The sequence below is a fragment of the Amycolatopsis acididurans genome (assembly GCF_012328925.1).
Classification (GTDB): Bacteria; Actinomycetota; Actinomycetes; order Mycobacteriales; family Pseudonocardiaceae; genus Amycolatopsis_E; species Amycolatopsis_E acididurans.
Genome location: NZ_JAAXLS010000013.1, coordinates 142,389 through 168,568, shown reverse-complemented (window position 1 = coordinate 168,568; position 26,180 = coordinate 142,389). Strand labels below are relative to the sequence as shown.

25 protein-coding genes are annotated in these 26,180 nt (G+C 69.5%); 11 read left to right on the top strand and 14 right to left on the bottom strand.

Annotated features, from left to right (window positions below; genetic code table 11):
* Positions 1-1,135: IS110 family RNA-guided transposase (locus HFP15_RS20500; protein ID WP_210717583.1), on the top strand; the 1,135-nt coding region annotated here is incomplete at its 5' end.
* Between the two features lie 65 nt (positions 1,136-1,200).
* On the opposite strand, the gene HFP15_RS20495 is transcribed toward HFP15_RS20500, so the two are convergent.
* Complete coding sequence (locus HFP15_RS20495; protein WP_376768880.1) at positions 1,201-1,860, bottom strand: HNH endonuclease family protein; 660 nt, start codon at positions 1,858-1,860, stop codon at positions 1,201-1,203.
* A gap of 18 nt (positions 1,861-1,878) precedes the next feature.
* Positions 1,879-3,168: an MFS transporter gene (locus tag HFP15_RS20490; protein WP_312871664.1), complete on the bottom strand. Its 1,290-nt coding sequence runs from the start codon at positions 3,166-3,168 to the stop codon at positions 1,879-1,881.
* Positions 3,169-3,305: 137 nt separating this feature from the next.
* Between HFP15_RS20490 and HFP15_RS20485 the strand changes: the two genes are divergently transcribed.
* Positions 3,306-4,304 carry a hypothetical protein gene (locus HFP15_RS20485; protein WP_168518010.1) on the top strand — a complete coding sequence of 333 codons (999 nt, stop codon included), beginning with the start codon at positions 3,306-3,308 and terminating at the stop codon, positions 4,302-4,304.
* A gap of 14 nt (positions 4,305-4,318) precedes the next feature.
* On the opposite strand, the gene HFP15_RS20480 is transcribed toward HFP15_RS20485, so the two are convergent.
* The 3 genes from HFP15_RS20480 to HFP15_RS20470 form a co-directional block, all read right to left on the bottom strand.
* Positions 4,319-5,233: a ribonuclease Z gene (locus tag HFP15_RS20480; RefSeq protein ID WP_168518056.1), complete on the bottom strand. Its 915-nt coding sequence runs from the start codon at positions 5,231-5,233 to the stop codon at positions 4,319-4,321.
* A 212-nt stretch (positions 5,234-5,445) separates the two neighbouring features.
* Complete coding sequence (locus HFP15_RS20475; protein WP_168518008.1) at positions 5,446-6,096, bottom strand: rhomboid family intramembrane serine protease; 651 nt, start codon at positions 6,094-6,096, stop codon at positions 5,446-5,448.
* A 57-nt stretch (positions 6,097-6,153) separates the two neighbouring features.
* The gene (locus tag HFP15_RS20470; RefSeq protein WP_312871663.1) at positions 6,154-7,005 is read right to left on the bottom strand and encodes an SAM-dependent methyltransferase; all 852 of its coding nucleotides are present in this window, start codon (positions 7,003-7,005) and stop codon (positions 6,154-6,156) included.
* Positions 7,006-7,094: 89 nt separating this feature from the next.
* Between HFP15_RS20470 and HFP15_RS20465 the strand changes: the two genes are divergently transcribed.
* Positions 7,095-8,789: an SDR family oxidoreductase gene (locus HFP15_RS20465; protein WP_168518006.1), complete on the top strand. Its 1,695-nt coding sequence runs from the start codon at positions 7,095-7,097 to the stop codon at positions 8,787-8,789.
* Here HFP15_RS20465 and HFP15_RS20460 read toward each other — a convergent pair.
* Complete coding sequence (locus tag HFP15_RS20460; protein ID WP_210717581.1) at positions 8,782-10,194, bottom strand: MDR family MFS transporter; 1,413 nt, start codon at positions 10,192-10,194, stop codon at positions 8,782-8,784. The two genes, HFP15_RS20465 and HFP15_RS20460, sit on opposite strands and share 8 nt — an antisense overlap.
* 93 nt (positions 10,195-10,287) lie before the next feature.
* On the opposite strand from HFP15_RS20460, the gene HFP15_RS20455 reads away from it, so the two are divergent.
* From HFP15_RS20455 to HFP15_RS20440, 4 genes are all read left to right on the top strand, one after another.
* Positions 10,288-11,121 (top strand): phosphoribosylaminoimidazolesuccinocarboxamide synthase, encoded by an 834-nt coding sequence (locus tag HFP15_RS20455; protein WP_168518004.1) that lies wholly within the window; start codon positions 10,288-10,290, stop codon positions 11,119-11,121.
* A gap of 36 nt (positions 11,122-11,157) precedes the next feature.
* A complete protein-coding gene (locus HFP15_RS20450; RefSeq protein ID WP_168518002.1) occupies positions 11,158-11,448 on the top strand; it encodes a glutaredoxin family protein in 291 nt (96 codons plus the stop codon).
* A 200-nt stretch (positions 11,449-11,648) separates the two neighbouring features.
* On the top strand, positions 11,649-12,164 hold the full coding sequence (locus tag HFP15_RS20445) for a hypothetical protein (protein ID WP_168518000.1): 516 nt from the start codon (positions 11,649-11,651) through the stop codon (positions 12,162-12,164).
* A 141-nt stretch (positions 12,165-12,305) separates the two neighbouring features.
* The gene (locus HFP15_RS20440) at positions 12,306-15,125 is read left to right on the top strand and encodes a PQQ-dependent sugar dehydrogenase (protein ID WP_168517998.1); all 2,820 of its coding nucleotides are present in this window, start codon (positions 12,306-12,308) and stop codon (positions 15,123-15,125) included.
* A gap of 104 nt (positions 15,126-15,229) precedes the next feature.
* Here HFP15_RS20440 and HFP15_RS20435 read toward each other — a convergent pair whose 3' ends face one another.
* The 7 genes from HFP15_RS20435 to HFP15_RS20405 all read right to left on the bottom strand — a co-directional run bounded on the left by HFP15_RS20435 (position 15,230) and on the right by HFP15_RS20405 (position 21,545).
* A complete protein-coding gene (locus tag HFP15_RS20435) occupies positions 15,230-16,030 on the bottom strand; it encodes a helix-turn-helix transcriptional regulator (RefSeq protein ID WP_168517996.1) in 801 nt (266 codons plus the stop codon).
* 10 nt (positions 16,031-16,040) lie between these two features.
* Positions 16,041-16,871 carry a MurR/RpiR family transcriptional regulator gene (locus tag HFP15_RS20430; protein ID WP_168517994.1) on the bottom strand — a complete coding sequence of 277 codons (831 nt, stop codon included), beginning with the start codon at positions 16,869-16,871 and terminating at the stop codon, positions 16,041-16,043.
* A 2-nt stretch (positions 16,872-16,873) separates the two neighbouring features.
* Positions 16,874-17,896 carry a zinc-dependent alcohol dehydrogenase family protein gene (locus HFP15_RS20425; protein ID WP_168517992.1) on the bottom strand — a complete coding sequence of 341 codons (1,023 nt, stop codon included), beginning with the start codon at positions 17,894-17,896 and terminating at the stop codon, positions 16,874-16,876.
* Between the two features lie 18 nt (positions 17,897-17,914).
* A complete protein-coding gene (locus tag HFP15_RS20420) occupies positions 17,915-18,724 on the bottom strand; it encodes an LLM class flavin-dependent oxidoreductase (RefSeq protein ID WP_168517990.1) in 810 nt (269 codons plus the stop codon).
* A 67-nt stretch (positions 18,725-18,791) separates the two neighbouring features.
* A complete protein-coding gene (locus HFP15_RS20415; protein ID WP_168517988.1) occupies positions 18,792-19,478 on the bottom strand; it encodes a metal-dependent transcriptional regulator in 687 nt (228 codons plus the stop codon).
* Positions 19,479-19,521: 43 nt separating this feature from the next.
* Positions 19,522-19,968 (bottom strand): GNAT family N-acetyltransferase, encoded by a 447-nt coding sequence (locus HFP15_RS20410; protein ID WP_168517986.1) that lies wholly within the window; start codon positions 19,966-19,968, stop codon positions 19,522-19,524.
* Positions 19,968-21,545: an amidohydrolase gene (locus HFP15_RS20405; RefSeq protein ID WP_168517984.1), complete on the bottom strand. Its 1,578-nt coding sequence runs from the start codon at positions 21,543-21,545 to the stop codon at positions 19,968-19,970. The genes HFP15_RS20410 and HFP15_RS20405 overlap by 1 nt, the downstream gene beginning before the upstream one ends.
* 46 nt (positions 21,546-21,591) lie before the next feature.
* On the opposite strand from HFP15_RS20405, the gene HFP15_RS20400 reads away from it, so the two are divergent.
* The 4 genes from HFP15_RS20400 to HFP15_RS20385 are packed head-to-tail and all read left to right on the top strand — an operon-like array spanning position 21,592 to position 24,832.
* A complete protein-coding gene (locus HFP15_RS20400; RefSeq protein ID WP_168517982.1) occupies positions 21,592-22,308 on the top strand; it encodes an enoyl-CoA hydratase/isomerase family protein in 717 nt (238 codons plus the stop codon).
* Entirely contained in the window at positions 22,305-23,819 is a 1,515-nt protein-coding gene (locus HFP15_RS20395; RefSeq protein WP_168517980.1) for an AMP-binding protein, read from the top strand. Before HFP15_RS20400 ends, HFP15_RS20395 begins: the two co-directional genes overlap by 4 nt.
* Complete coding sequence (locus tag HFP15_RS20390) at positions 23,810-24,451, top strand: TetR/AcrR family transcriptional regulator (protein ID WP_168517978.1); 642 nt, start codon at positions 23,810-23,812, stop codon at positions 24,449-24,451. The genes HFP15_RS20395 and HFP15_RS20390 overlap by 10 nt, the downstream gene beginning before the upstream one ends.
* 57 nt (positions 24,452-24,508) lie before the next feature.
* Positions 24,509-24,832, top strand: coding sequence for a hypothetical protein (locus tag HFP15_RS20385; protein ID WP_168517976.1), 324 nt, complete (start codon positions 24,509-24,511; stop codon positions 24,830-24,832).
* Positions 24,833-24,992: 160 nt separating this feature from the next.
* Here the strand turns inward: HFP15_RS20385 and HFP15_RS20380 are convergent, their stop codons facing one another.
* Positions 24,993-26,162, bottom strand: a complete 1,170-nt coding sequence (locus HFP15_RS20380; RefSeq protein ID WP_168517974.1) for an acyl-CoA dehydrogenase family protein — start codon at positions 26,160-26,162, stop codon at positions 24,993-24,995.
* Positions 26,163-26,180: the final 18 nt, after the last annotated feature.

Here is a 26,180-nt window from a genome sequence, read left to right as displayed (position 1 = left end):
GCCCGAGGGTGTGGCGGGGATGGCCCGGTTGCACACCATGATCGGGGAACTGACCGGGGACATCGACCCGGCCGATGTCGAGGTGCTGGTCGGGATCGAGACCGATCGGGGCCCGTGGGTGGCGGCGGTGGTCACCGCGGGGTACGCGGTGTTGGCGGTCAACCCGTTGCAGGCGGCCAGGTTTCGTGACCGGCTGGGAGTTTCGGGGGCCAAGAGCGATGCCGGGGACGCGCACGTGCTGGCCGACATGGTCCGCACACATGCCCACGAGTTGCGCCCGGTCGCCGGTGACAGTGCCCGGGCCGAGGCGATCAAGGTCGTGGCCCGCACCCACAAGACACTGATCTGGGAACGCACTCGCCATATCCAGCGGCTGCGGCACGCGCTGCGGGACTACTTTCCCGCCGCACTGGTCGCCTTCGATGACCTCGCTGCCACCGACACGCTGGAACTGCTGGCCAAGGCCCCGACCCCGGCGCAGGCCGCCCGGCTGACGACCGCGCAGATCAGTGCCGCGCTCAAACACGCCCGCCGCAAGAACGTGGCGGAGAAGGCCGCGGCGATCCAGGCCGCATTGCGCGCCGAGCATCTGAGCCAGCCCGAAGTCGTGGCCACTGCCTACGCCGCCTCGATCCAGGCCCTGATCGCGGTCGTCACCGTGTTGCGCACTCAGATCACGGGCTTGCAGGGGCAGGTGGAGGCACATTTTGGGCAGCACCCGGCCGCTGAGATCATCGCGTCCCAGCCCGGACTGGGGCCGGCGCTCGGCGCCCGGGTGCTCGCAGAGTTCGGTGACGACCCGCACCGCTACACCACCGCCAAGGCCCGCAAGAACTACGCGGGCACCTCGCCGATCACCCGCGCGTCCGGGAAGAAGAAGGTCGCCCTGGCCCGGTTCATCCACAACGACCGGCTCATCGACGCCCTGATGACCCAGGCATTCTCCGCGCTGCGCACCTCGCCCGGAGCTCGCGCCTACTACGACCGGCAGAAAGCCCGCGGCGCCAACCACAACACCGCCCTGCGCCAACTTGCCAACCGCCTCGTGGGCATCCTCCACGGCTGCCTCAAGACCGGCACCCGCTACGACGAGGCGACCGCCTGGTCGCATCACGCCGCGAACGTTACGGCTTGACATTTCAACTCCTGGGATGTCTTTGCGGTTCCTGTCGCCGTATGGACCGGGGCCGGAGCCGAAACTCATCGGCAACGCGTGAGCATGTCGGTCAGCGCGGTCTTCTCCGCCTGGGTCACGGTCAGCTTGTAGTAGTGCTTGACGGTGATCCAGTCCGTCGCGTAGGTGCACCAGTCGGACTCCAGCGGGGGCCGCCATTCGTCCGGCGCCCGGTCGCCCTTGGCCTGGTTGACGTTGTCGGTGACCGCCTTCAGCTGGGGCCTGGTGAGATCGTTGGCGAACGCTTTGCGCTGGTCGTTGGTCCACGACGCGGCGCCCGACTCCCATGCCTGGCCCAGCGGCACGGTGTGGTCGATGTCCACATCGGACGCCTTGGTCCAGGTGCCGCCGTCGTAGGGGCTGCGCCAGGTGCCCGCGGTGGGACGGCACGCGCTGTCCGTGCGCACGTCCTGCCCGTCGCGTTCGAGCACCGTCTCCCGCGTGTCACATTCCCCCGAAACCGTTGCCCAGTGCGGAAACTTGTCACGGGAGTAGCCACCCATGCCGCTGCGCGCCTGCACCACCAGCTCGGCCAGCTCACCCTGCGCCGACGCGGCCGAGGCAGGCGGGCCGGCCTGGGTGTCGAACACCCCCGACTGCCAGACGGTCACGAGCAGGGCGACGATCACCGCTGCCAGCAGCGGCAGTCCCTTTTTGATTTTCGGCTCCCGGTTCCTCGACGTGATCAACTCCGCCGAGCAGTATTACTCGGTCTCGGGCCCTTTCACGGGCAGCAACACGACGAGTCCGACGAGCAGGACGAGAACGAGGCCGACCATGCCCGCCCGCTGGCTGCCGAACAGCGAGATGAACCCGCTGAACGCCGCCGGGCCGAGGAAGGTCGCGGCGCGGCCGGTCGTCGCGTAGAGGCCGAACGCCTCGCCTTCCCGTTCCCTAGGCACGATGCGCGCGAGAAAGGTCCGGCCGGCGGCCTGCGACGGGCCGACGAACAGGGTCAGCGCGAGCCCGCACACCCAGAATGCCGCCTTGCCCGGCAGCACGACCAGGGCCGTACCGGCCACGACGAGCGCGACGAGCGACCCGACGATGACCTTCTTCGGCCCGATCCGGTCGTCCAGCCTGCCGCCGAACAAGGCGCCGATCCCGGCGGTGAGGTTCGCGCCGATCGCGAAGATCACCACCTCGGTGGACGAGAAGCCGAACGTGCCGGCCGCGATCACCCCGCCGAACGTGAAGATCGCGAGCAGGCCGTCGCGGTAGATCGCGCTCGCGATGAGGAACCACAACGTGTTGCGATCGGTCCGCCACATCTGCGCGATCCGCCTGCCGAGCACGGGATAACTGGCGAAGAAGTTGCGGCGCTCGATGGCGCCGGACCGCGGCGGCTGCGGCACGAACAGCAGCACCGGCAGCGCGAAGACGACGAACCACAGCGCACAGAAGAGCGCTACGACGCGGATGTTGAGCCCGCCCGCCGAGGTGACCCCGAACAGCCCGACGTCGGGCTCCACGAACGCGAACAGCACGAAGGTCAGCGCGACCAGGCCGCCGAAGTAGCCCATGCTCCAGCCGAACCCGGAGATGCGCCCGATGTTCTCCGGTGTGACCACCCGCAACATCAACGCGTTGTAGTTGACCTGGGCGAACTCCACGAACACCACACCGATGGCGACCAGCGTGATGCCCAGGGTCAGATACGACGGGCTGTCGCGGACGAAGAACATGCCCGCCATGCAGGCCACGACGACGCCGGTGTGCGCGGCCAGCCACACCTTGTGCCGCCCGCTCGCGTCGCTGCGCTGCCCGGTCACCGGCGCCAGCAGCGCGACGCACACCCCGGCGATGGTCAGCCCGAGCCCGAGCCGCGCGGAGCCGGTGGTCTCGTCGGCCGCCACGGCCTTCGTGAGATACACCGAGAACACGAAGGTGAGGATGATGGCGTTGAAGGCCGAGCTGCCCCAATCCCACAGCGCCCAGCTGATCACGTTGCGCCGATTCCGGCTCACGTCCGGCGACGTCTTTTCCACGGTCACGGCGGAAATCGAAACAAGCCGCGGAAAGTGCGGTCACGCCGGGGTCCGCATTGCCTCTTGACTGCCGGACAACCCGGCTGCAAACTTCACTCTACGGCACAGCGGTTTCAAATGTCCCCGAGTGGTAGGAGACGGCGATGGCAGTCGGATTCCGGTCCTTCCTCCGGGCCGCACCCGGTCAAGAGCTTCTCGGCACCGTGATCGAGCACCTGGGCAGATGGCTCGCGAGCAAGGAGATCCACCTCGACGCCGACCGTCCCGGCCAGTACGTGCTCGACCACGACGACCTGGTCACCATCCTGCGCGACCGGCGCGGAGATGGCCAGCTCTACCAGTGGCGGCGCCAGCACCCGGACGCTCAGCCACGCGACGTCTGGCGCACCACGATCTCGGTGTTCGAGCGGCCCGACGAGCCCGGCTGGATCTGGACCGAGATCGAGACCAGGGACGACTGCTCCGCGCTGGGCGAGGCGCCGTACAACCGGTGCATGTCCGTACCGAGCGTGCTCCGCGCTCTGCTGGGCAAACTGACCGTCGTCGACGGGCGTACCGAGATGGCGCCGACTCCGCAGTGGGTCACCGGCGGACACCTGCCCGATCTCATGGACTTCCTCGCCGACGAGACGCGGCGCGGTCCCGTTTACATGATCAGCCAGGGCGACCAGCCGCCCGAGGAGTTCGAGCGGTGGGCGCGGGAGATCACCTGGCATCTGGTCGGACTGGGCACCGCGTTCCTGCTCGACAGGACCGTCGAAGCGGGCTTCAACGAGATGGTCGGCTCGGCGCACTACCTGCCCGCCGGCACGATGCGCACCTACCTTCCCGAGGTCGACCTGGACAACCCCGAGGACCCGCTGCGGCACAAGATTCTCGGCCGCACAAGGATTCTCGCGACCGACACCCGGCGGCTGGCCCGAATGCTGGGCCGCGCGGAACGGGACCGGGCGGCGCGGATGCCGATTCCGGAGGACGCACGGCAGCTCGTGCGCGAGTACGAGTCGGCGCCGGTGTCCTGGCGTGAACAGCAGCGCCTGCTGAGCGAACTGCAGGCGGAGAACGACCGGCTGCGCGAAGCACTGGGCACCCGGCCGCACCTGCACGTGGCCCCGCGCCAGCAGCAGCTCACCGCCTCCTGACTGTCGCGTTCGGACTAGCGGCGCTTCGGCACCGAGACGCGGCTGAGATCTTCGGCGACGACGATCTCGCCGCCGAAGATCTCCGCGGCCTCCTCGTAGAAGGACAGGGAGTTGTCGTAGCGCTGCGAGAAATGCGTGAGCACGAGCTTGCCGACGCGGCATTCGGCGGCGACCCGCGCCGCCTGCCGGGCGGTGAGGTGGCCGTAGTCCTGGGCGAGCGCGGCCTCGGCCTCGAGGAAGGTCGACTCGATCACCAGCAGGTCGGCGCGTTCGGCGAGCTCGTACACGGCGTCACACAAGCGCGTGTCCATCACGAACGCAACCCGCTGACCGCGGCGCACCACGCTCACCTGCTCCGCCGTGACCGTCCGGTGCCCGAACCGCAGTGAACCGGTGCGCTGCAACTCGCCGACCTCCGCGCCGGTGATGCCGAAGCGGGCCAGCGCCTCGGGCAGCATCCGGCGCCCGCTCGGTTCGACGAGCTGGTAGCCGAAGGATTCCACCGGATGGTCCAGCCGCCGCGCGTACAGTTTGCCGAACTCCCCTTCGGCTATCTCGCCGTCTTCGGCAACGGGCGATTCGCGGATCTCGGCGGTCTCGTGGAACACGCTCGCGTGCCGCAGCCGGTCGAAGTACTCCTGCCCGGAGGCGGGAAAGTAGGCGTCGACCGGATGGCGCACACCGTCGAGCGAGAGCCGTTGCACCACGCCGGGCAGGCCGAGGCAGTGGTCGCCGTGAAAGTGGGTCAGGCAGATCCGGGTGATCGCCGACGCGGCGACCCCGGCCAGCAGCATCTGGCGCTGGGTACCCTCGCCGGGGTCGAACAGGAACCCCTCGCCGTCCCAGCGCAGGAGATACCCGTTGTGGTTACGGGTGCGGCCGGGCACCTGGCTCGCGGTGCCCAGCACGACCAGCTCACGGAGCGACACAACGGCGACCCTAGCGCGTTTTTCCTCGGCCGGGCGCGGGGTGTTCAGCGACACCTGCTGCGCAGCCCCGCTCGTGGTGGCGCCCGCGCCGGGCAGGTAACCGTCCATTAAGGACAGCGACAGCAGCTACCGGCCGCCGGCGATCAGCTGAATCCGGGACACGTGTCCTGATTTCCGGACCACCCGTCCCGAGGATTGGTCCACAACGGACGTCAGGCCTGTGTGGGCTCGTCGAGCAGCGTCGTCGGGCCTTCGGGAAGCGGTTCGGCCTTCGGCCTGCGCTCGCGGAAGAACCAGCCACCCAGCACGCCGGCGGCGAAGCCGAACAGGTGTCCCTTCCAGCTGATCCCTTCCTCGGAAGGCAGCAGCGCGGCGAACTGGTAGGCGAAACACAGCGCCATCACCAGCCCGATGACCAGGTCGATCGGCCGCCGGTCGAACAGGCCGCGCACGATGATGTAGCCGAAGTAGCCGAACACGACGCCGCTGGCGCCGGCGAGCACGGTCTGGTCCGCCTCGGTGAACCACGCGCCGAGCCCGCCGACGACGATGATCAGCAGTGTCACCCAGAGGAACTTCTTCACGCCCCGATACGCGGCGAGGAACCCGAAAATGAACAGCGGGCCGGAGTTGCCCTCGATGTGCGCCCAGCTGAAGTGCAGGAACGGCGAGCTGAAGATCTCCGGCAGCGAACCGGTCTCGCGGGCGCGGATGCCGTAGTCGAAGCTGAGCGAGTAGTGCATGAGCCAGTTGACGATCTGCACGATCCACAGCGCGACCAGGAAGCCGACCATCACCCACAGCGCCTTGCGCGCCTCCGCGATCATGGCCTCGGCGTCCTGCCCCGTTGGCAGCGGTTTCATCCCGGCGCACCTTTCGTCAGTTTCCCGCTCAGCGTAGGCGAGAAACGGGCGCCACCGTCAGTCCTTTACGCCGATCCCACCGAGAAAACAGCACGCCGAAGGATTGTCGGCGAGCCGGGCACTGTGGTGGTACGCACCGGCGTCGCGATGCCAGTCGGGCAGCCACACCAGCCCCGGCCGCACCATCCGGAAGTCGCCGAAGTACCCGCGAATCACATCCGGATGGTGTGGATGCGCCGGGTTGCCGGACAGGCGGTACAGCTCCACACCCCGCTCGAACTGGCTTCTCTCCTCGTCCGGCACCGCGTCGAGCGTCGCGTGCGAAATGATCAGGTGCGAGCCCGGCGGCAGCAGGTCCCGGTACTCCGCCGCGACTTCGGCCACGCCGTCCTGCGGGTGCAGGAAGTGCAGCACCGACACCATCAGCAGGCCGATCGGCCGCGACGGGTCGAGCACGCCGGTGGCCACCGCGTCCTTCCACACCCTCTTGACGTCACGCAGGTCCGCGTGCAGCACCGTGTGCCGCTCGGGATCGCCGTGCTGGTCGAGCAGGATCCGCGCGTGCGCGACGGCGACCGGCTCCAGATCGACGTAGACGCAGCGGCTGCCCGGTTCGAGCTTGTCGGCGACCTCGTGCACGTTGCCGACGGTGGGTGTGCCCGAGCCGAGGTCGAGGAACTGGGTGATGCCCCGCCGGACGCAGTAACGCACCGCGCGGTTGAGGAACTCGCGATTGACCCTCGCGCCCGTCTGGATGATCGGCACCGCTTCCAGCAGCTTGTCACCGAGCATCCGGTCGATCGCCCAGTTCGCGGTGCCGCCGAGGAAGTAGTCGTACACCCGCGCCGCGTTGGGGTGATCGAGGTCGAGACCGGTTGGCAGTGGAGTCGCGTCCGGCCGGTGGTTCACGCCTCGACTCCTTTTCCCGAAAACCGATAACTGATCGGGCAGCCTATCGCAGCTTGACTGTTACCCGAAGTCACAGTTAACTTCCCGTCATGAGGACAGTGCTGTCGGGTGATGTGCGGCTGGCCGTGTTCGAGGAAGGCCCGCCGGAGGCGCCCACCGTGATGCTGGTGCACGGCTACCCCGACACGCACGCGGTGTGGGACGACGTGGCCGCGGTGCTCGCGGAACGTTTTCACGTGGTGCGCTACGACGTGCGCGGCGCCGGACAGTCCGGCTCGCCGCGCGGCACCGCCGCTTACCGGCTGGAACACCTGAAGAACGACTTCTTCGCCGTCGCCGACGCGGTGAGCCCGGACGCACCGGTGCACGTCGTCGCGCACGACTGGGGTTCGATCCAGAGCTGGGAGGCGGTGACCGAGCCCGGCGCGCACGAGCGGATCGCGTCCTACACCTCGATCTCCGGCCCGTGCCTCGATCACGTCGGCTACTGGATGCGCGACCGGTTCCGCAGGCCGAGCCCGCGCAAACTCAAGCAGGCACTGGTCCAGCAGCTGCATTCCTGGTACGTGCTCGCCTTCCACACGCCCGTGGTGCCGGAACTGATGTGGCGGCTCGTGCTGGCCAAGCGCTGGCCGGAGCTGTTGCGGCGGGTCGAAGGCGTGGCACCGCGCCCTGATCACCCCGCCGACACGCTGGCGAGCGACGCGTCGCACGGCGTCTCGTTGTACCGGGCCAACTTCCGCGAACGCCTCGGCAAGCCGCGTGAGCGCCGCACCGAGGTTCCGGTCCAGGTCATCACGCCGGTGCACGACAACTACGTCACGCCCGCGCTCGCCGAGGGAGCCGAACGCTGGGCGGCCCGGCTGTGGCGGCGCAAACTCTACGCCGGCCACTGGTCGGCGCTGCTTCGCGACGGCGCCGAGGTCGCGCGCATGACCACGGAACTGATCGACCACGTCGATGGCAAGCCCGCGGCGCACGCGCTGGCGCGCGGGCAGGCCGGGGCGAAGCAGGGACCGCTGGTCGTGGTGACCGGGGCCGGCAGCGGCATCGGCCGCGCCACCGCGCGAGCGTTCGCGGCTCGCGGCGCCGAGGTCGTGGTGTGCGATCTGGACGAGGACGCGGCCCGCGAGACCGGCGGGCACGCCTACCGGGTCGACGTGTCGGACGAGGCCGCGATGCGGAAGTTCGCCGACGAGGTGGCCGCGCGCCACGGGGTACCGGACATCGTCGTGAACAACGCCGGCATCGGGCACGCGGGCAGCTTCCTCGCCACCACGACGGAGGAATGGCAGCGCGTGCTGGACGTGAACCTGTGGGGCGTCATCCACGGCTGCCAGGTCTTCGGGAAGCTGATGGCCGACCGCGGCGAGGGCGGGCACATCGTGAACGTGGCCTCGGCGGCGGCCTACCTGCCCGCGAAGTCACTGGCGGCGTACTCCACGAGCAAGGCCGCGGTGCTGACGCTGTCGGACTGCCTGCGCGCGGAGGTGTCCCGGCGCGGGATCGGCGTGTCCACCATCTGCCCTGGCCTGGTGAACACGAACATCACGAGCACGACGACGTTCTCCGGGCTCAGCGCCGAGGAACAGGCGAGGAAGCAGGCGAGCGCGACCCGAGCCTACGAACGCCGCGGCTTCGGGCCGGAGAAGGTCGCGGCGGAGATCGTGCGCGCGGTCGAGCACAACAAGGCGACGGTGCCGGTGACCCCGGAGGCGAAGGCCGGGCTGATCCTGTCCCGGCTCACCCCCGGGCTCCTGCGCGCGGCGGTCCGGTTCACTTAGCCACCGGTACGACTGTCGCGATAGGACGGTCGGCCCGGGCGGCGCGCTGTGCGAGCCACAACCACGTCGCGGAACCGACCGCGACCACGGACGCGCCGGTGAGCCACCAGAACGTCGTCCGGAACGCGTGCTCGGCGTCTTCCGGCAACGCCTGTGCGAGGATGACCGCGACCAGCGCGCCACCGACGGCGCCGCCCACCCGCTGCAGGATGTTGACGGTCGTCGTCGCGTCGGGCAGGTCCTCGCGCCGCACCGCCGCATACGCCGCGGTACCCGCGGGCACGGCCGAAAGCGCGAGCGCGATACCGCGCAGGAACAGCAGGATCTGCAGGGTCACCGCCGCTGTGTCCGCGCCGAGGAACGCGAACGGTACTGTCGTCAGCACGGTGAACCCGTTGCCCCACAAGGAAACGATGCCGCCGCCATATCGGTCGGTCAGCCAGCCCGAAATGGGCATGACGAGCGTGGTGCCGATGCCGAGGGAGAACAGCGACAGGCCCGTGGTGATCACGTCGGCGCCCCGCAGGAGCTGGAAATACAGCGGGAACAACAGCATCGCGCCGAACATCGCCGCGCCGGTGAACAACGTGGCGACGCTGCCGGCCGCGTACACCCTGTCCTGGAACAGCCGCAGGTTCACCAGCGGGCCGGCCCGACGCCAGGCGCGGAAGCCGAACGCGAGCAGCCCCGCCAGCCCGGCGAGCAGCGGCATCAGCACCGAGACCGAGGCGAGCGTCACCTTCTCCCCGATCATCGTGACGCCGTAGACGAACAGCGGCAGCCCGGCGCTGACCAGCACCAGCCCGGTCCAGTCCAAACGCGACACCGCGCCGCGGTCACCACGCGGCACGTACCGCAGCCCGAGCGCGATGCCGATCACGCCGACCGGCAGGTTGATCAGGAAAAGCCAGTGCCAGGACAGCGAATGCAGCAACAGCCCGCCGATCGCCGGACCGATCGCGGGGCCGCTGCTGACCGCGATGCCGAGGATGGACATGACCCGCCCGAGCCGCTTCGGCCCGACGGCCTGGCCGAGAATCGTCTGCCCGGCGGGCACCAGCAGTCCGGCGGAAATCCCTTGCAGCACCCGCAGAACGACGAGCCAGCCGATGTCGCCGGCCAGCGCGCACAGCCCGGAGGCGACGGTGAACGCGCCGAACGCGGCCAGCCACAGCCGTCCGACGCCGACCTTGCGGCCCAGCCAGCCACACAACGGCAGCGACACCGCCAGCGCGATCAGGTAAGCGCTGGCCACCCACTGCACCGCGTCGAGCGTCGCGCCGAGAGCGTTGCGGATCGAGTCGAGGCCCACGTTGACCAGTGACGTGTCCAGCATGCTGACGAAGGCGCCGAAGACGATCACCAACGAGACGCGCCAGATGGGCCAGGGAATCCGCTCGTTCATGCGGCCAGCATCAAACCTCTATATAACTGGAGGTCAAGGGCGGAGGACCTCGGCATCTAGGATGGACGGCGCGCAGACCACAGGAGGCAGACGGTGCAGCACATTCACTCGGGCAAGGTTCGCGACCTTTACCTGGACGGAGACGACATCCTGCTCGTGGCCTCCGACCGGATCTCGGTCTACGACGTGGTTTTGCCCACACCGATTCCGGACAAGGGCGCACTGCTGACCCAGCTGTCCTCGTGGTGGTTCGAGCATTTCCGCGACGTCGTGCCCAACCACGTCATCTCCACCACCGACGTGCCCGAGGAGTGCGCCGGCCGCGCGGTGCGCTGCCGGCAGCTGAAGATGGTGCAGGTCGAATGCATCGCGCGCGGCTACCTGGCCGGGCTCGGGCTGAAGGAGTACCAGAAGTACGGCACCGTCTCCGGCGTCGCGCTGCCGCCGGGACTGGTGGAAGGCAGCCGCCTGCCGGAGCCGATCTTCACGCCCACCACGAAGGCCACCGAGGGGCACGACGAGTTCATCACCTTCGACGACGTGGTGCGCCAGGAAGGCCGCGAGATCGCCGAACGGCTGCGCGAGCTGACGCTGGACATCTACCGCAGGGGCGCCGAACACGCCGCCGGGCAGGGCATCATCGTGGCCGACACCAAACTCGAGTTCGGCCTGGACGCCGATGGGGTGCTGACACTCGGCGACGAGGTGCTGACCTCGGACTCCTCGCGGTTCTGGCCCGCCGACCAGTGGGAGCCGGGCCGCCCGCAGTACGCGTTCGACAAGCAGTTCGTGCGGGAGTGGGCCAACAGCACAGACTGGGACCGCACCGAGCCGGGGCCCGAGATCCCCGCCGACATCGTCGCCGCGACGCGGCAGCGCTACACCGAGGCCTACGAGCGGATCACCGGCAAGACGTGGGGCGCCTGAACGAGCACCCCGTAGAACGCGGTTAGCCTGGAGACCATGACCGTCTCGGAAGACACCAAGGTCGAGTTCTACTGGCGTCCCGGCTGCGGGTTCTGCATGCTGCTGCGCGCCCATCTGGACAGCGCGGGCCTGCCCCGGCACGAGGTCAACATCTGGGAGGACCCGGAGGCCGCCGCCCGGGTCCGGGCCGCCACCAACGGCAGCGAGACCGTGCCGACCGTGTTCGTCGGCCCTGCCGCGATGGTCAACCCGACCATCGACGAGGTGCTGGCCGCGGTCCGCACCCATGCCCCCCACTTGCTGGAGTCCGCTTCACCCGAACGGTAGACCCCCGGTCGGCCTAGCAACTCTGCACCCGCACTGGAGGCTCGCCGGTTGCGGATCGTCGCGAAAATCGGCCTGAGGGCGATCGTTTCGATACGATGCGTGATTTTCCGACTTCTTTCCCACCCCGGCTATTGGCTGGATGCCAGCGTGCGCTAAAAAGACACGTCGCGCTTCTGCCTGCCTTTCGAAAGGTACCTCCGGTGAACGACGAAGTGTCGGTGGCCGAGCTGCTGGAACGCGAGGGGTGGAGCGAGGTCGAGCCCCCGCGGCGCGGACGGCTGCGCGTGCTCGCGGTGATGATGGCCGTGGTGATCGGCTGCGGGCTCGCCGCCATCATGGTCCATTTCGGATCGCAGAACCCGCAGGCGGACTCGCCGTCACTGTTGGGTCTGCCACACGGCCCCACCGGCGGACTCGCGGGCGGCGGCGTGCCCTCGGAGCAGAGCCGGACGGAGATCACCGACACCGGCACGACGGTCGTGGTGACCAACCAGCTCGGTCATCTCGCCGCCGCGGTGCCCACCACGACGAAGCGGCCCACGACGGTCACCGTGACGCAGTCTCGGGATTCGTCCACCCCGCAGCTGACCCCGACCACGACGACGAATTCCGCGCAGCCCTCAGATAGCGGATCGAACTCGGCGTCGAATAATCCGGGCGCTCCGACAACCACCACCAAAAACACCCGGTGCACATTCATCATCGTGTGGTGCTGACATTTCCGGCAATTGACGGAATTGTTTCCGTGAAGCATTCACGTCAAGATCGAATTCGCAGAAAAATCACAACACGGTAACTCCCAGCAACGAAAACCCCCTTTCGGGCGAAGAGATCACATGCACCTGAAAGGGGGGTCCATGCACCGAAGGTGGTCAAAGCGCCTGGTGTCCGCGCTTCTTGGCGGACTGCTCGTCGTCGTCGGGCTCGTCGCGGTGGCTCCGAGCGCCACCGCCGCCGCGTCCCTGCCCGCCGGTTTCGTCCTTCGCGATCAGCCGAGTGGACAAGCCGCCTACGATCTGACCGATTTCGCCTACCTACCAGACGGCAGCATCCTCACGATCGGCAAGAGCGGGAAGCTGGCGTGGGTTTCCCCGTCCGGCGCCACTCGCACACTCCACACCTTCCAGGTGCGCACCGACGGCGACCTCGGCCTCGTCGGCCTCGCCGTCGCCCCCGACTACGCCACCTCGCACCAGATCTACCTGGCCCGCACGATCCCCGCATCGGGCGGCGGCACCTTCCGCCTAGCCCGCTTCACCGTCACCGGCTCGCCGGAACCGACCGGCGTGGACACCGAGACCGTGCTGCTGGACGTGCCCAACACCTCCATCGCGCACGGCATGACCGGCGTGGTGGCCGCCGACGACGGCACGGTCTGGGTGTCCATCGGCGACGACGCCGACTACACGCAGATGACCCCCAACGCACTGCGCGCGCTGGACGTCAACCAGTACTACGGCAAGATCCTGCACCTCACCGCGACCGGTGCCGGCGTGCCCGGCAATCCCTACTACGACGCCGGGAACCCGGGTTCGGCGCGCAGCAAGGTGTTCGCGAGCGGTTTCCGCAGCCCGTTCCGGTTCTCCCTCGATCCGAGCAGCGGCCTGCCGGTCCTCGGCGACGTCGGCTGGAACACCTACGAAGAGGTCGACATCGTGCAGCCCGGCCGCAACTACGCGTGGCCGTGCTGGGAGGGCTTCCACCGCACGCCCGGCTACATGGACCTGGCGCAGTGCGCGGGAGTGCAGAACCAGCCGCCGATCTGGGAGTACCAGCACGGCAGCGGCAGCACCCAGGGCAACAGCGTGACCGCGGGGTTCGTCTACACCGGCTCCAGCTATCCCAGCCAGTACAAGGGCATGTTCTTCTTCGGCGACTACGTCACCAACAAGATCTGGACGATGCGCTACGACAGCACGGGAAAGCTGACCCAGAACCCGCAGGACCCGCCGTGGGCAACGGGAATCGGCGGCCCCGTGAAGTTCGGCGCGGCACCCAACGGCGACGTCGTCTACGCCGACATCCTCTCCGGCAACATCCGCCGGATCTCCTACTCGCAGGGCAACACCGCCCCCGTCGCGAACGCCACCAGCACCACCGACCCGAACACCCGCACCGTCACCTTCGACGCGTCCTCCTCTGTGGACTATGACGGCGACGCGCTGACGTACTCGTGGGATTTCGGTGACGGCACAACGGGAACGGGTGTCACCACGACGCACACCTATGCGGCGGGCACCGACAGGTTCACCGCGACGCTGACCGCGCGCGACCCGCTCGGCGCGACCGGCACGACGCAACTCGTCGTGGCGCCGTCGAACCATTCGCCGGTGCTGACGCTGACCACGCCGGGCGATGTGAAGTTCGCCGTCGGCGATCCGATCCATCTCGGTGCCACCGCGACCGACGCCGAGGACGGGACGCTCGACGTGGCGTGGACCAGCATCGTGCTGCACTGCCCCGAGGAGTCGACCTGCCATTCGCACCCCGGCGTCGGCGGCACCGGCCCGGCCTTCGATCTGGACTTCACCGAGCATCCGGACTCGCGGATGCGGCTGACGGCGACCGTCACCGACAGCGCCGGGGTCAGCACGACGAAGTCGTACCTGGCGTGGCCGAACCAGCACAAGCTCACGCTGACCTCGAACGTGCCGGCGTCGCTGCAGATCCCGTCCGAGAGCGGGGTCAGCTCGGCGATGGTCACCCAGGGCCTCACGCTCGACGTAGTGGCTTCGCAGCTGGCCAGTGACGGTGCGTCGACGTTCGCCTCGTGGGCCGACAGCCCGTCGGCGCCGCGCAGCCGGTCGCTGGCCATGCCCGGTTCGGACCTGACGCTGACGGCGAACTACACCTCGCCGATCGATCAGCGGTACGCGTCCGACACCGCGCTGCGACAGTGGATCGGCACCCCGACAGGGGCCGAGGTCGCCGACGGCGGCGTGCACTACCGCGACTACCAGAACGGCAGGCTGTACTGGTCGCAGGACACCGGTGTGCACGAGGTGCACGGCCTGATCCTGCAGAAGTACCTGGAACTGGGCGGCCACGGCAGATTGGGTGCGCCGGTCACCGACGAGACGGGCACACCGGACGGCGTCGGCCGGTTCAACCACTTCGTCGGCACACCGGGCACGCTGACCGCGTCGGTGTACTTCACGCCCAACACCGGGGCGCACGCCGTCTGGGGTGTGATCCGGCAGAAGTGGGAGCAGCTCAACTGGGAGAAGGGCCCGTTGGGCTACCCGGTCACCGACGAGCTGACCACACCGGACGGTGTCGGCCGCTACAACCACTTCGACAAGGCCTCGTCGATCTACTGGACGCCGGCGAACGGTGCGCACGGTGTCTGGGGCGCCATCCGGCAGGTGTGGCAGCAACTCGGCTGGGAAACCGGTCCGATGGGCTACCCCGTCACCGACGAACTGACCACACCGGACGGCGTGGGCCGCTACAACCACTTCGACAAGGCCTCGTCGATCTACTGGACGCCGGGGACGGGCGCACACGAGGTGTACGGCGCGATCCGGGCGCGGTGGGCGGCGCTGGGCTGGGAACGGTCGTATCTCGGGTATCCGCGGTCGGGCGAGTTCACCTTCGACGGCGGGCGCCGGAACGATTTCGTGTACGGGTTCATCCAGTGGTATCCGGACGGCAGGGTGATCGACGGCCGCTGGTAACTCCCGTTCCGATGCGGGACCTCCTCCATCGGCGAGGCGGTCCCGCATCGGAGGTCAATACGTAGAACTGCGTATGGCGATCTTTCCCGCCAGGGCGCGAAAATCTAGCCAGCGGGGTGGCGCGCGTCCTGAGGGGTGCGCGCGCCATCCGCGATCAGGCCGAGCCGTTGCGCACGCAGCACTGTGGACAGCCGGTCCGTGGTGCCGAGTTTGCGGTACAGGTTCTCGACGTGTTTGTGCACCGTGCGCACCGAAACCCCGAGCCGGCGCCCGACCGCGGCCGCGGGCAATGCCTCGGCCAGCAGCGCCAGCACGGCGGTCTCCCTCGCGGTCAGGCCGAATTCCGCGGGTTTACGCGGCTCCGGCAGTGAATGACGCCACCGCTTCAGCTGCTGGTAATGCGCCTCGGCGCCGGCGAGCAGGGGTTGTATCCGCTCGGCGTACTCGCGTTCGCGCCGCGTGAAATCCGCCGCACGGTGGTAGATCAGGAAACCCCGTAGCACCCCGTTCTCGTGCGCCAGCGGAAGGCCGAGCACGTCGTCGGCGTCGAACGCGTCCCTGGCGACGTCGGCGGCCTCGGTGTCGCGCCACGCGTCGCCCTCCAGATCCCGGCCGGTCACCGGGCGCCACAGCTCGCTCGTGGGCAGGCGCTGCTGAAACGGCAAGCCGGCACGGACGTTGCGCCGGGCGGCGTCCTCGACGGCCAGCGCACCGCGCGCGTCCCACGCGCTGACGAGGCCGCTGTCCTCGGTCCACCGGTCGGCCTTGTGGATCGCGACGGTGCCACCCAATGCCCCCAGCAACTCCTCGGCGAGCACCGGCCACAACTGTTCCGGGTCCTCGGCACGCAGGATCGACGCGGCGAGGTCGAGCATGTGCTCGTAGTCGCGCGGGTCCAGATACATCCAGGTCAGACTAGCTGTACCAGAATCCGAGAGCCGCGGGCAGCTCGTCGTCCGGCGCGAGTTCGGCCCGCCGCAGCACCACCTCGGCGGCCAGCGCCTGCACCAGCGAGGCGAGCGCGGTGAGCGACCGGAACTGGCCGACCCCGCCGATCTCGGCGAACAGGGCGGTCTCGGCGTACTCCACGAGCGGCGACGCGGCGTTGTCGGTCAACGCCACCACCCGCACGCCGCGGTCCCGCGCGTGTTCCACGGCACGCAGCGTGTCGGCCGCGTACCGGCGCACCGACACCGCGACCAGCACCTCGTCGTCGCCGAGCCGCTTGAGGTCCTCCACGAACGCGGGCCCGACCTGCCGCGCGTGCACCAGCTTCCGTGCGAGCAGCGCGGCGACCGGCGCGCTGTCCCCGAGCCCGGCCACCGGGACCCCGGGCGCCTCGGCGAGCAGCGACACCGCGGCCAGCCACGAGGCCCGGTCCAGCCTGCCGAACGTGCGCGACAGGTTCGCCTGCTCCTGTTCCAGCGTCGCCGACAGGACCCCACCCGGCGGCGGCTCGTGCCCGTTGCCGTCCGACCGGCGGGCGAGCTGCGCCTGCTCGGCCAGCCACATCCGGCACAGCTCCATGATCTCCGGATAGCCGGCGAGGCCGAGCGAGTTCGCGAACCGCGTCACCGACGATTCGTGCACCTCCGCCAGCCGCGCGGCCGACGAGATGCCCCGGTACGCGGTGCCCTCGGGGTCGGCGAGCAGCATGTGCGCGATCCGCAGCTGACCGGACGAGTAGTCCGGCAGCCTGCCGCGCAGCAGCTCGGCGAGTTCCTGGTAGCTGGCAGGCCCTGGCATGGCTACCCGAGCTCCACGACGGTGACCCCGGCCCGCGCCGCGACCGGTTCGTCCAGCTCCGCAAGCGCTTGCGGAGCGTCCTCGAGCCCGATGCGGCGGCCGACGAGCCGCGCGAGGTCCATTCCGGACGCGAACTCCAGCATGTCCGGATATTCGTGCGCCTGAATGCCGTGGCTGCCCAGTATCCGCAGCTCGTCGGCGATCACGCGGTGCATCGGAATCGGCGGCGTGCCCTGTCCCGGCGGCAGGAGGCCGACCTGCACGTGCCGCCCGTGTTTGCGCAGGTTCGACACGGACGCGGCGCACGTCTCGGGCAACCCGGCGCAGTCCAGCGACAGATGCGCCCCACCGCCGGTCACGTCCCGCACGGCTTCGGCGGAACCGGCCGTCACCTGCGCACCCAGCTCCTTCGCGAGCGCGAGCGCGTCCGGCGAGAGATCCACGGCGACCACCCGCGCGCCGGCCGCCGCCGCGATCAGAACCGCCGAGAGCCCCGCCCCGCCGCAGCCGAACACCGCGACCCACTCGCCCGCCGCGAGCCCGCCCTGCCGCAGCACCGCCCGGTACGCGGTGCCGAACCGGCAGCCGAGCGCGGCCGCGGTGACCGCGTCGAACCCGTCGGGCAGCGCGACCAGGTTGACGTCGGCGTGTTCGAGCGCGACGAACTGGGCGAAGGAACCCCAGCCGGTGAACCCGGGCTGGAACTGGTCGTCGCAGATCTGCTGCTGCCCGCTCGCGCATCGCGGGCAGGTGCCGCACGCGCACACGAACGGCACCGTCACGCGGTCCCCCTCGCGCCAGCGACGGACCCGCCTCCCGATCGCCGCGACGCGCCCGGCCATCTCGTGCCCCGGCACGTGCGGCAGCTTCACGCCGGAATCGTGGCCGCGCCAGGCGTGCCAGTCGCTGCGGCACACCCCGGTCGCCTCGACGGCGAGCACCACCCCGTCCGGCGACGGCTCCGGGTCCGGGACCTCCCGCGTCTCGAGGGGACCCCCGAACCGCTCGAACACGACAGCACGCACGCGACCACGATACGTGTGTCAGCGGCCCTTCAGCAGTTCGATGATCGGCGCGAACTGGTCGAGGAACCCGGAGTTGATCGTCACGTAGGACGTGCCCAGTTCCTCGCGCCGGCGCAACAGGGTGTCCGCACCCTCGCGAGGGCCGCCCGGCAACACGGTCACCGCACCGGCGGCGGCCAGCTCGGCGACGGTGCTGCCGATGAACTTCTCCAGCCACGGCGCGGGTTCGTCGCCGACGGCCATCAGGGACAGTGCCAGCTCGATGTCCCGCTCGCCCGCCTCGGCGCGAAAACTGTCCACAATGGATTTCGCCGTGGCGGAGGTGGTGTCCGGCATGAAGGCCATCGTCACGATGTCGGCCTCCCGCGCGGCGAGCGCGCGCATCTTCGGCCCGCCGGGCGCGAGCAGCAGCGGCGGGCCGCCGGGTTCGCGTTTGAGGTAGGCGATCGTCTCCTTGATGTGCGCGAACCGCTGGGCGCCGGTGCCGAACTCGCCGCCGAGCTGTTCCAGTTTGCGCACCGCGGCCGGTCTTCCGGTGCCGAGGCCCAGTTCGAAGCGGCCGCCGGTGAACTCGTGCAGCGAGCGCGCCTGCCAGTCCAGCAGCCGCCGGTCGCGGAAGGAATCGACCGCGACCCAAGTGCCGACGTGCAGGTTCGTGGTGACCGCGGCGGCCGCGGACAGGATCGTGAACGGATCGGCGTCGAGCTGCGGATCCGGCGAGACCAGGGTGTCGTAGCCGCGGTCCTCGGCCCGCCGCGCGAGGTCGGTCCAGGTTTTGAGGTCCGCCGCGGTGCCGACCAGGCCGAAGCGGAATGGGCGATTTGTCATGTCCCGATGGTGGCCCCGGGCCGGGGCCGGGGCATCCGCCGTGCGGCGGCACTCGCGCGTACGCGTCTCAGAGTACGGCGACGCTGAGTGCCTGGGCGATCTCCTTGCCCAGCGCGTGCGTGGTCGTCTCCGGCGGCGAGCCGACCTTGACCACCAGCGGCCCGCCGAAGGGCTGCCGCTCGATCACCTCGATGCGCTCGCCCAGCCCGATCGCGTGATCGGCGAGGTAGCGCAGCATGTTCGGATCGGTGTCCCACACCCGCACGATCTGCCCGACCGCGCCGGGCTCCAGCTCGTCCAGCAGCCGCGCCGGCATCTCCTCGACGCTGCCGTCGGCGGCCGGGATCGGGTCGCCGTGCGGATCGCGCACCGGGTTGCCGAGCTTCGCCGAAATGCGCTCGACCAGCCGGTCGGACACCGCGTGCTCCAGCGCGTCGGCCTCGGCGTGCACCTCGTCCCACGTGTAGCCCAGCTCCTGCACCAGCCACGTCTCGATCAGCCGGTGCCGCCGCAGCACGCCCCGCGCGAGCAGCCTGCCCGCGGGCGTCAGCTCGATCCCCCGGTACGGCACATGCTCGACCAGGCCCTGCTGGGAGAGCTTGGTCACCATGCCGGACGCCGAGGACGGGCTGACCTCCAGGCGGCCCGCCAGCGATGTGTTCGTGACCGCCTCGCCGCGCTCGACCAGGCCATAGATCACCCTGATGTAGTCCTCGATCGAGGACGATGATCGGCGGCTGGCGCTGTCAGGCATGGCCTCAACTTTACGTTGTCGGCCTGGATCGAGTCAGCCTTACCTAACCTCGAAATGACCATCGGTAGCGAATCCAGCCCGGAACGGGTTCGGCGCCGAGTTCCGCGTAGAAGGCCGCGGCCTTGTCGTTGCCCTCCCGCATGTCCCATTCGACGCGGCCGGTCGTGCGGGTGCGCAGTTCGGCGAGCAGTTCCCGGCCCAGCCCGCAGCGGCGGTATTCGGGTCGGATGAACAGGTCGTCGAGCCAGATGCCGGGCCGCGCCTCCCAGGTGGAGAAGTTCCACGAGCAGAAGGCCAGTCCGGCGATCTTGCCCGGTTCGCCGGGCGGTTCGGCCAGCAGCACCCACGCCTTCGGGTCCGGCCCGAACAGATGCTTGGTCATCTCGTCGCGGTCGAGCACGAGCGTGTCGTTGCCCTCGTAGCGGGCATGCTCCTCGATCAGCGCGCAGATCTCCCCGGCGTCGGTGGCCTCGGCCTCCCGGACGGGCATCACAGTCCCCTTTCGTACACAAGATCACCGTTCAGCACGGTTCCCAACACAAAAGCGCTGGTCAGCGCGGGCTCATCGGTAGGATCGGCGGACAGGACGGCGAGGTCGGCGAGCTTGCCGACCTCGATCGTGCCGAGGTCGCGCTCGCGGAACGCGGCGAACGCGGAGCCGTAGGTGTAGGCCCGCAGGGCCTCGGCCGCGGTGATGCGCTCGTCCTGGCCGAACAGGTGCCCGCCCGACGTGCGACGCCGCACCATGTCGGCCATCCCGAGCAGCGGCGCACCGTTGACCACGGGCCGGTCCGAACTGCCCGGCAGCACGCATCCGGCGTCGAGCAGTGAACGCAACCGGTACGCCCACGCCTCGCGTTCCGGTCCGAGCGCGGCCGCCATCCCGTCGCCGATCTCGTTGACGAAGCGGCCCTGCGGCACGGCGATCAGGCGCCGCCGCGCGAGTCGCGTCAGATCCCGCGGCCGCAACACGCCGCAATGCTCGATGCGATGCCGGTGGTCCGGCCGGGGATGGGCGTCCAGCGCCGCTTCGTACGCGTCGAGCACGGCGGTGATCGCCCGGTCGCCGATCGCGTGGGTCGCGATCTGCCAGCCCGCCTCGTGCGCGCGGAAGATCGTCTCGGCCAGTTCCCGCTCGGGCAGCTGGAAGTAGCCGCGGTTGCCGGGATCGTTCGCGTAGTCCTCGTGCATCGCGGCCGTGCGGCCGATCAGGGAGCCGTCAGCGAACAGCTTCATCGGGCCGATGCGCAGCCAGTCGTCGCCGAGACCGCTGCGCAACCCCAGGTCGAGTCCGAACCCCGCGCCGTCCGACAGGTCGTGCAGCACCGCGGAGGAGACCATCAGCGTGGTGCGCACGCGCAGCACGCCATGCTCGCGCGCGGTCTGGTACGCGGCGACCTCCGCCGGGCTCTCCCCGACGAGCCCGCCGCCGACGCCGGCCTCCTGCACGCTCGTGATGCCCTCCGCGAGGTAGCGCTCCCCGGCCCGCTCGATCGCCCGTACCAGTGTGGACAGCGGCGTCGGGTAGATCAGCGGGCGTAGCAGCAGTTGCGCCTGCTCGCGCAGCAGCCCGATTTCGGCGAGCACGTCCCCGCCGACCGGCACGTTCGCGGTGTCGAGCTGATCGAGCACGTTCGAGCTGACCAGCGTCATGTGGCCGGAGGTGTGCTTGAGCCGCACGAGATGCCGCGGCGCCGCGCGGTCGAGGCCCTGCCGAGCAGGATGATCGCCGCCCAGCCGGTTCTGGTCGTAGCCGCTGCCGACGATCCACTCGCCGTCCGGCACGTGCTTCGCGCGCTCGGCGACCGCCGCGTAGACCTCGTCGACGTGTTCGCACTCGCCGAGCGGCACCTCGTCCAGGCTCATCCCGTACCAGGCCATGTGGTTGTGCGCGTCGTGGAACCCCGGCACGACAACGGCTCCGCCGAGATCGACGCGGTTCGCCGTGGACAACGTCTCCGCGTCCTCGCCCAGCGCGACGACACGGCCGTGCAGCACCGCGACGGCCGAGGTCCACGAATTCCCGGTCAGCACACGCGCGTTCTCGTACACCGCGTCGACTCGCATCTGCCGAGGCTATCGATCGATCGATCGGTTGGCTAGGCTCGGTGGCATGAGCTTGGTGGACGTGTCCCTGGACGAGGGCGTGGCCTGGATCCGGCTGAACCGGCCGGAGCGGCTGAACGCGGTCTCGGATCCGCTGGTCGCCGACCTGCTGCGCGCGCTGGACTCGGTCGGCGAAGCGAAGGCGGTCGTGCTCGCCGGCCGGGGCCGCGCGTTCTGCGCCGGACACGACCTGAAAGAGCCTGTCCCGCAAGGGGATTCGCGACCGCGACTGGAACGCTTGCAGGAGGTCACCCGGCGCCTGCGCGCTCTGCCGCAGCCGGTGATCGCCGCCGTGCACGGGTACGCGATCGGCGCGGGCGCTGAGTTCGCGCTCGGCTGCGATCTGATCCTGGCCGCGCAGGACGCGGTGTTCGCGTTTCCCGAGACCGGACTGGGGCTCAGCGTCACGGGCGCCGCATCGCGTCTGCTGCCGCTGATCGTCGGGCCGCTGAAAGCCAAGGAACTGGTGCTTCTCGGCGAACGCCTCGACGCGCGGACGGCGCTCGGGCTGGGCCTGGTCAACGCCGTCGTCGCCGACGTGCACGAGGCGGCCGCCGGCTGGGCGCGCCGGATCGCCGGGCGGTCGCCGGGCGCGCTCGCGCTCGCGAAACGCGCACTGGACAACGGGATCGACCTCGCGGCCGCGCTCGAACTGGAGATCAGCCACGCGCTGATCACCGAGCACCTGCCCGAGGGTACCGAGACGCTGCGCGGCGCGCGATGATCCCGCTCGACGAGGTCGACGACCTCGCCACCCTCGTGCGCCGCGCCGCGACGTTGTGGCCGGACAAGACCGCGTGGATCTTCGACCGGTCCGGCCACCGCTGCACCTTCGCCGAGGTCGAAAGCCGCAGCACGCGGATGGCGCTCGCGCTGCTCGAACTGGGGCTCGAGCCCGGCGCCCGGGTGGCGGTGATGCTGCGCAACGAACCCGAATTCCCGTTGCTCTGGCTCGCGCTGGCGAAGATCTCCTGCGCGCTGGTGCCGGTCAACGTCAACTACCGCGAGCTGGACGGAGGCCACGTGCTGCGGCACTCCGGGGCGCGTTTCGTCGTCGCCGCGCCGGAGTTCAGCGAGCTGCTCGACCGCATCGCGCCCGGGCGTGTGCTCACCGTGGCGGATTTGACGACCGAGACGACAGCGACCTCGCGGTTCGAGGTCGAGGGCGAACGCCCGGTGAACATCCAGTACACCTCCGGCACCACGGGCGCCCCGAAGGGTTGCGTCCTGCCGCACCGGTACTGGACGACACTCGCCCGCGGACTGGTCACCGACTTCCCCGCGATCTCCGACGAGGACATAATCCTCACCGCGCAACCGTTTCACTACATTGATCCACAGTGGAACATCGCACTCGGGCTCGCCTCCGGCGCCACCCTGGTGGTGCTCGACCGGTTCCATCCGGCCACGTTCTGGGCGAAGATCCGCGAGTACGAGGTCACCTGGTTCTACTGCCTGGGCCTGATGCCCGCGCTGCTGCTGCGGCAGCCGGAGTCGCCCGAGGACCGGCGGCACCGGGTGCGCGCGATCAGCGCGTCGGCGATCCCGCGTGAGCTGCACGCGGATCTGGAGCGACGCTGGGGCGTGCCGTGGTTCGAGGCGTTCGGCATGACCGAGACCGGCGGCGACGTCCGGATGTCCGAAGTGGACCATGACGAGCTGGTGGGCAGCGGGTGCATCGGCCGCCCGACGCGCGACCGCGAGGCGATGATCGTCGACGACGCCGGCTTGCCCGTGCCGCGTGGGGAGACGGGCGAGCTGGTGCTGCGCGGCGTCGGCCTCATGCACGGCTATCACGACGATCCGGAGGCCACCGGGCGCGCCTTCCGTGGCGGCTGGTTCCACACCGGTGACCTGGCCACAATGGACGGCCGGGGCAGGATCTTCCATGTGGGCCGCACCAAGGACATGATCCGGCGCAGCGGAGAGAACATCTCGGCGGACGAGGTCGAGCGGGCCTTGTCCGCGCATCCGGCCGTCCGGCTGGCCGCGGTCGTGGCGGTGCCCGACGAGCTGCGCGGCGAGGAGGTCAAGGCGTTCGTGGTGGCGGAGGGCGACGTCGATCCCGAGGAACTGGCGGACTTCTGCGCCGGCAAACTGGCCTACTTCAAGGTGCCCCGCTACTGGTGCTTCGCGGACGCGCTTCCGCTGACACCCTCGGAACGCGTGGCGAAGGGTGAGCTGCGGAAGTGGATAGGGCCCGCCTACGACCGGGTGGGGCGGACATGGCTTTGAACACCGAGCAACGGGTGCGGCGGGCCGCGGTGAAACTGTTCGCGGACAAGGGTTTTCACGGAGCCGGGATCCGGGATCTGGCGCAGGCGGCGAAGATTTCGTCGGCAAGCCTGTACCACTACATGGGTACGAAGGAGGAGCTGCTCGCCTCGATCATGCGCGAATGCCTCGAGCGGCTGCTGCTCGGCGCCCGCGAGGCCACGGCCGGTGTCACCGATCCGCGGGAGCGGCTGGCGTCGCTGGTCGCGCTGCACGTGCTCACACATGCCCTGCAACCAGCGGAAACGCGCGTGGTGGACAACGAGGTGCATGCTTTGTCGCCGGCCGCGAAACGTCGGATCATCCGGCTGCGTGACGAGTACGAACGCTTGTGGGCAGAGGTGATCGACGAGGGCATCGCGAATGAGAAGTTCGATGCCGCGCAGCCCGCTGTGACCAGACTCGCGTTGCTGGAGATGTGCACCGGCGTGGCCCGGTGGTACTCGCCGAGGGGGCCGTTGCCGCTGCCGGAACTGGCCGCTCAACACGCGAAGCTCGCGCTGCGCATGCTGGGCGGTACGGACAGCGACTGCCGTGGCGCGGTGGCGCGGGCGGGGACGGTGGTCACGTCCGTGTGGCGCACGCCCCTCTAGCTGGGGATTCCCCACCGATACCTTGCCCGGACGGCGTAAAAGAGGGACCCTCAAAGGGTGAGTGAGCAAACGATCCAACTGGAACTGGACGACTCAGGTCTCGCCCCCGGGCTTCCGGTACCATCCGACCCTCGCGATCACGTTCAAGACGTGCCTTACCGCCCGGTGGAGTTCCGGGACGATGATCTTCCTTCCGCCCTCGAGCGCTGCGCGAACTGGCTGAGGACCGCGCAGGAGTGGCTAGGCGAACCGCTCGACGTGCTGGCCATTCACCTCGACTACGACGACACCGAGGGCGCGCCCTATTACGACGTGAAGGTGTTGTGCAACGAGGAGGACCTCGCGGGCGCACCACTGGCCATGCGCGCCCAGAGCAAATAGGGCTCGTTCACAGATAACTGTTTTCCGATAGCAGAAGGCCACCCCGGGCATGCCCGGGGTGGCCTTCGTGCGCACGGCCGCAGCACAGGCCGGAGCCGACGCAACGCCGACAGCCCACACCTGGCGCCTTCGCCTACCCGTGCCGGGCATCGGGCCGGCCTCAGCCCAGGATGCCGGTGACCTTCGCGTGGCCCTTGAGCAGGTTGCGGGCGATGGTGCGGCGCTGGATCTCGTCGGTGCCTTCGTAGATCCGCAGCAGGCGCAGTTCGCGATACCACCGCTCGACGGGCAGTTCCCTCGTGTAGCCCATGCCGCCGTGAATCTGCAGCACACGGTCCACGATCTCGTTCGCCTTCTGGCCGCCGTACAGCTTCGCCATCGACTGGGCGTGCCGCGAGTCCATGCCCTGGTCGACCTGCCACGCCGCGTGCAGCACCAGCCAGCGCAGCGCCTCCAGCTCCACACCCGAGTCCGCGATCATCCACTGAATCGCCTGGCGGTCGGCGATCGGCTGCCCGAAGGTCACGCGGTTGTTCGCCTGCTCGATGGCCATCGACAGCAGGCGCTCGCACGACCCGATCGCGCGCGCGGGCAGCAGGTAGCGACCGCGGCCGATCCACTGCATCGCCAGGTTGAAGCCCTGACCCTCCTCGCCGAGGATCTGGCTCTCCGGCACCCGCACGTCCTCGAAGATCAGCGCCGCCGGGCCCCATTCGCCCATGGTGTCGATGTACTCGGACTTCCAGCCCATCTCGCGGTCGACCAGGAAGCACGTCACGCCGCCGTTGGCGCCCTTCTCGGGATCGGTCACCGCGAAGACCATCACGAAGTCGGCCTCGTTCCCGCCGGTGATGAAGGTCTTCTCGCCGTTGATGATCCAGTCGCCGCCGTCCTTGCGCGCCGACGTGCGAATGGCCTTCGCGTCCGATCCGGCGCCCGGTTCCGTGATCGCGAAGCACGAACGCTTCTCGCCGGCGATCGTCGGCAGCAGGTAGTTCTGCTTCTGCTCTTCGTTGGCGTAGAACAGGATGTTGTCGGCGTACCCGCCGAAGCGGAACGGTACGAACGTCTTACCGAGCTCGGCCTCCAGCAGCGCGGTCATCACCGCCGACAGGCCCATGCCGCCGTACTCCTCGGGCGTCTGCACACCCCAGAACCCGGACTCCTTGGCCTTGAGCTGCAGGGCCCGCAGCTCCTCCTCGGTGACACCCGGCTGCCCGGCGCGCTCGCGACGCAGCACCTCCGGCTCCATCGGCATCAGCTCTCGCTGGACGAAGGTACGCACCCAGTCGCGTACCTCACGCTCTTCGGTGCTCAGGGTGAAGTCCATCGTCGGCCCTTCCACGAT